The organism is Mesorhizobium sp. M7A.F.Ca.US.006.04.2.1 (assembly GCF_004022915.1).
Classification (GTDB): domain Bacteria; phylum Pseudomonadota; class Alphaproteobacteria; order Rhizobiales; family Rhizobiaceae; genus Mesorhizobium; species Mesorhizobium ciceri.
Window position 1 is genome coordinate 1 of record NZ_RZQA01000399.1, and the last position, 5,710, is coordinate 5,710.

Consider the following 5,710-nt stretch of genomic DNA (forward strand, 5'->3'; position numbering starts at 1 on the left):
AGGCAACACGCCGCCGCCATGGTGGATCCGTGGCCTGCTCATCTTCACCTGCACCGGCGTCAGCTTTGCGCATGGCTCCAATGACGGACAGAAGGGCATGGGCCTGATCATGCTGATCCTGATCGGCGTCGTGCCGACGGCCTATGCGCTGAACCGCACCCCCGACATCAACTATCTCGAAGCCTACAAGTCTGCCTCGGTCAGCGTCGAAACGGCGCTGGGCAAATATGCCAAGCCCGGGGTCACCGTCACCGATGCCAAGGCCGCCGTCCAGGATGCCGTGCGCACCAGGACCTGGAACGACCAGACGACGGTTGCGCTGCAGACCTACATCCACAACACGACGGCTGGCCTGCAGCCCTATGCCTCGGTCGAGACGGTGCCGACCGATCTGGTCAGCAACGCCCGCAACGACATCTATTTGATCGGCGAAGCGCTCAAGCTGATCGACAAGAAGCAGCTGCTGCCGATGGAGGCGACCGATCTGAAAGCGGTCACCGACTATCACAAGGCCGTCGACAACGCGACGAAGTTCATCCCGATCTGGGTGAAGGTCGCCGTCGCGCTGGCGCTCGGCCTCGGCACCATGGTCGGCTGGAAACGCATCGTCGTCACGGTCGGCGAGAAGATCGGCAAGAGCCATCTGACCTACGGCCAGGGTGCGGCGGCCGAACTCGTGGCGATGGTGACCATCGGCATGGCCGATCGGCTGGGATTGCCGGTGTCGACGACCCATGTGCTGTCGTCGGGCGTTGCCGGAACGATGGCGGCGAACGGTTCGGGGCTGCAATGGGCGACGGTGCGCAATCTGCTGCTTGCCTGGGTGCTGACGCTGCCGTGCTCGATCACGCTGGCCTTCGTGCTGTTCATCATCTTCCGCCAGGTGTTCTGAGCCGAGCGTAAGCTTCCGAACAAAAGGCAGCGCCGGGTGACCGGCGCTGCCTTTTTTCTTTAAGTGAGCACTGCGTTCAAGGGGCGAAGACGTATTCGTTTCTGTTGACGTGGAACCTGCCTAGGAAATTGGCCGAAACGCCTTTCGCTTCGTCATCCTGAGGCGGAGCAGGGAGCGAAGCGACGCGGCGCAGACCATAGGATCCATGCCGCGACTCCTGAGCGTTGCCGCGGTGCTGAATTCTGCTCCGCTGCACTCCGTGGCAAAGGTCACGGCCTGGATCCCAGGGTCTCCGCGACGGAGCTTCGCTCCTGCTTCGCCCAGGGATGACGAAGTTTGGAGGCGTCGGCCAATCTCGAGCGTTGGCGATGGCCGTTCAAACGAATCCTGGCCAACAACGCTGAACCGTTGAGCATAACCGGCCTGGCTACGTCGGGTCTTCGCGATGCAGGTCATGGATGGCCACACCGTCGACATTGGTCGGCATCGTCAGCCACTCACGATGGCGCAAGGTGCGCTGCGTGTCCTCCAACCCTGTCTCCCAATGCTCGCGCATCGAGGTGCCTGAGAACTCATAGTCCTTGGCGTGACCCTCATAGCCCTTGTGCTGATAGATCAGGTGCACGATGTTGACGGTGCCGGCGTCCGAATAGTCCTCGATCAGCGCTTCCTCGGCCGGCGTCCGCAACTCCTTCGGCACCCGTTTCAGTGCATCGAGCAGGCGCATCTTGAGACCGTGGATGCGTTTGAAATTGTCGGTGTTTTGCCGTGTGCGGCTCGAATACATGATGTCCTTGTGGCGCGACAGCACGTCCGGCATGCTGCGCGGCAGGACGCCTCGCGCGCTGAACAGGTCGACCTGGAAAACCAGCGAGGAACGGTCCTCTTCCTGGTCGAGCAGATATTGCAGCGGCGTGTTGGAGACGATGCCCCCGTCCCAGTAATATTCGCCTTCGATGCGGATCGACGGGAACGCCGGCGGCAGCGCGCCGCTGGCCATGATGTGCTCCGGTTCGATGCGGACCTTGTCGGTGTCGAAATAGACGAAGTTGCCGGTCCGGACGTTGACCGCGCCGACGCTCAACCGCTTCTTGCCGTCGTTGAGGATGTCGAAGTCGATCAGGCTTTGCAGCGTCTCCTTCAGCTCGGCCGTGTCGTAGAAGCTGGTGGCGCCCTCGGCGCCGGGCTGCTCCATCCAGGGGTTAGGATTGCGCGGCTTGAAGAAGCCCGGCTGCCCCATGACCATGGTCATCCACGAACTGGTGCGATTGCGGATATCACGGTAGATGTCGCCTTCCGGCGTATAGGCCCAGATCTTGCGACCCGAAATCGTCTGCCAGAATTGCTCGAGGCGCTGCAGCCGGCGGCTCGACTCATTGCCGGCGATGATCGCCGCATTGATGGCGCCGATCGATACGCCGGAAAGCCAGCTCGGCTCGCAGCCGGCCTCTGCCAATGCCTGGTACACCCCAGCCTGGTAGGCGCCGAGCGCGCCGCCTCCCTGAAACACCAGCGCGACGCGGTCATACTGCGCCGAGATCTCCGCGATGGTGGCGGTGGCCTCCTTGTTGCGATTGCGTTCGAGCACGGCTTTGGTCTCCGACTTCTGTTTGGGCTCTGAAAGGCTTGTGCAGCTCAGGTGCGGTCGGCGAGATAATCGTGAACCACTTCGCCCAGCCCAAGCGTCAGATCGGCGGTGAAGTGGACGGCGGATACGATGTCGAGCACCGGCAGCCGCGCCACGTCGGCCATGACGTGCGGCCGCAAATCGAGTGCGGCGGGCGCTGTCCAGGCTTCCTTCAGCGTGATGTCGGTGAGGTGGTAGCGGACCAGTTCGCAGATGCGCGGCGTGCCGTCGACATGCGGGACGATCTTGATCAGGAAATTGGGCGCGGCCAGCGAAGCGAGGACAGAGCCGTGATCGGCTTTCTTGTGCTTGTAGCCCATCGTGCCGGTGGCGCACAGAACGCTGCCATAGTGCAGCGTGCCGACGATGACCTCGCCTTCATGCACGATCTTGGGATTGGCAAGCTTCTTGGGAAAGCCCCACAGTTCGCGGCCGCCGGCGATCGGCGCGTCGTCGTCGAGATACATCGAATGGACGTAGGCGCCGTGCTGGCCCTTGTAGCGCACCGGGATGACCTGGCCGGTCTCGGTGTAGTCGCCGAAACCGGTCGAGTCAGGCATGCGGATGAATTCGTATTTGACCAGCGGCTCGTCGATCTCCAGCGGCTCCGGCACGACAGCCTCTAGCGCCTCGCGCGTCGTGCGGTAGGTGATGATGACGTATTCGCGGTTGAAGAAACGGTACGGCCCGGGCGGAAAGGAGGGGTTGGTCAGCGGCATCGCATAGGCGCGCTTCACGACATCGGCGATCTGCAAGGCTGTAGCCCCATTTTGGTTCAGGAATGACTGCGCGAATGCGCTCCGGATTATGTTGCACGGCACCATGACAGTGCCGTGTCAGCCGCCTGACAGCCGCCCAAGAGGCCTGTCGACGGCCGTCTCAACCCTGTAATCGCACCGACATATGGCTATGGCACTGTCATGGTGCGGCGCACAAAGGCGGCCCCGTTCGTTCCCTCCCACCTCTTGCGAGATCATCATGGGTTTCCTGTCTTCGAAGAACGCCCTCGTCACCGGCTCGACCAGCGGCATCGGCCTGGCCATCGCCCGCGCCTTTGCCGCCGAAGGCGCCAATGTCACCATCAACGGCCTTGGCGATGCGGCTGCCATCGAGCAGGAGCGCGCCGGCATCGAGAAGGATTTCGGCGTCAAGTGCCGCTATTCCGGTGCCAACATGATGGATGGCGCGGCGGTCAGCGCCATGGTGCATGAGGCCGAGGCTGCCTTCGGCAGTCTCGATATCCTGGTCAACAATGCCGGCATCCAGCATGTCGCGCCGATCGAGGAGTTTCCCGATGACATGTGGGAAGCCATCATCCGCATCAATCTGCTCGCCGCGTTCTACGCCATCAAGGCGGCACTGCCGGGCATGAAGGCGCGCAAATGGGGCCGTATCATCAACACCGCCTCGGCGCATGCGCTGGTCGCCTCGCCGTTCAAGTCGGCCTATGTGTCGGCCAAGCACGGCATTGCGGGCCTCACCAAGACGGTAGCGCTCGAAGCAGCGCTCGACGGCGTCACCGTCAATGCGATCGCGCCGGGCTATGTCTGGACGCCGCTGGTCGAAAGGCAGATTCCCGACACGATGAAGGCGCGCGGCATGACCGAGGAACAGGTCAAGCACGATGTGCTGCTCGCCGCCCAGCCGACCAAGGAATTCGTCACCGTCGACGAGCTCGCCGCGCTGACGCTGTTCCTGTGTTCGGACGCGGCCAGGCAGGTCACCGGCACCACCTTGCCGATGGATGGCGGCTGGACGGCACAGTAGAGGGTAATCCAAGCGTTCCGTTTGCCTGCTGGTGCCGCTGGCAGAAAAGCACCCGGCTATGCCGTGATCTTAATCAATGCGGATGGCGTGGTCGTGCATTTCCATGATTTTGCGATCGACGCGGCGGGTTGCCCGCCTCCGGCAGGCTTCGCGGGACACTGAGCAGGACTTCCCGCGAGGGCCAAGATGCCGCCAGTCGCATGTGCCGGCCTATTGCACGGCAGCGCAACAGGCTGCGCCGTTGGCTGAGCTGAACGATCCCAACCGATGCCCATCCGCGCACTGACGGCGACTGCGCGGCATCGGGTTTCCCAGCCTCTTTCTCGTCCCGCCGGACTACGGTGAAAGTGTCCGAAAAAGCACGGGAATATGGACATTAGTCTTGACAGAAATACAGATGTTCAATACCCGTCAGGCAATCGAACAAGCCTGCATTATGGGAGGAACGAGCGGTATGGCTTCCAATGTTTCGTTGACGGGTCTTGCCCGCGATCTCGAGGAACGCGCAAAGTCGGGCAAGCCTATCCGCATCGGCCTGATCGGCTCGGGCGAGATGGGAACCGACATCGTCACTCGTGTCGCCCATATGTCGGGCATCGAGATCGGCGCCATTTCCGAACTGAACCTGCCGGCTGCCAGCAAGGCCGTCGATATCGCTTTCCAGGAAACCGGGCATGCGCGCGAAGTGTCGAATGCTTCGGCTATGACGTCGGCGATGGAAGCCGGCAAGGTGGCGGTCACCAACGACGCCGACCTTGTCATCAACAATGATCTGATCGACGTCGTCATCGATGCCACCGGGGTTCCCGCCGTTGGCGCCGAGATCGGGCTGCGCGCCATGGAGCATGGCAAGCATCTGGTGATGATGAATGTCGAGGCCGACGTCACCATCGGCGCCTATCTGAAAAGCGAGGCCGACCGGCTCGGCGTCACCTATTCACTGGGCGCCGGCGATGAGCCGTCCTCCTGCATGGAGCTGATCGAGTTCGTCTCGGCCATGGGTCACCCGATCGTTGCCGCCGGCAAGGGCAAGAACAATCCGCTCAACATCGACGCCATTCCCCCGGACTATGAGGAGGAAGCCAAGCGCCGGCACATGAATGTCCGCATGCTGGTCGAATTCGTCGACGGCTCCAAGACCATGGTCGAGATGGCGGCAATCGCCAATGCCACCGGCCTGGTTCCAGACAAGGCTGGCATGCATGGCCCGGCGGCGACGCTTGGCGAACTGTCCAAGGTGCTGGTGCCGCAGAAGGATGGCGGCGTTCTGTCGAAGGTCGGCGTCGTCGACTATTCGATCGGCAAGGGTGTCGCGCCCGGCGTCTTCGTCGTTGCCGACATGTCGCATCCGCGCATCTCCGAGCGCATGGAAGATCTGAAGATGGGCAAAGGCCCGTATTTCACTTTCCATCGTCCCTATCACC

At 62.4% G+C, this 5,710-nt stretch carries 5 protein-coding genes; 3 read left to right on the forward strand and 2 right to left on the reverse strand.

Features of this window, described 5'->3' with window-relative positions; genetic code table 11:
* The coding region (locus tag EN925_RS20595; protein ID WP_164894302.1) for an inorganic phosphate transporter at positions 1–892 on the forward strand (892 nt) is incomplete at its 5' end.
* A 427-nt stretch (positions 893–1,319) separates the two neighbouring features.
* Here EN925_RS20595 and EN925_RS20600 read toward each other — a convergent pair.
* Both EN925_RS20600 and EN925_RS20605 read right to left on the reverse strand, forming a co-directional pair.
* Entirely contained in the window at positions 1,320–2,480 is a 1,161-nt protein-coding gene (locus tag EN925_RS20600) for a patatin-like phospholipase family protein (RefSeq protein ID WP_024503027.1), read from the reverse strand.
* Between the two features lie 47 nt (positions 2,481–2,527).
* Entirely contained in the window at positions 2,528–3,274 is a 747-nt protein-coding gene (locus tag EN925_RS20605) for an acetoacetate decarboxylase (protein ID WP_063169133.1), read from the reverse strand.
* 223 nt (positions 3,275–3,497) lie between these two features.
* Here EN925_RS20605 and EN925_RS20610 point away from each other — a divergent pair, with 223 nt between their 5' ends.
* Together EN925_RS20610 and EN925_RS20615 are read left to right on the forward strand one after the other, a co-directional pair.
* Positions 3,498–4,286, forward strand: a complete 789-nt coding sequence (locus EN925_RS20610) for a 3-hydroxybutyrate dehydrogenase (RefSeq protein WP_127368260.1) — start codon at positions 3,498–3,500, stop codon at positions 4,284–4,286.
* 454 nt (positions 4,287–4,740) lie between these two features.
* Positions 4,741–5,710, forward strand: a 970-nt coding sequence (locus EN925_RS20615; protein ID WP_128336869.1) for a homoserine dehydrogenase, incomplete at its 3' end; no start/stop codon positions are given.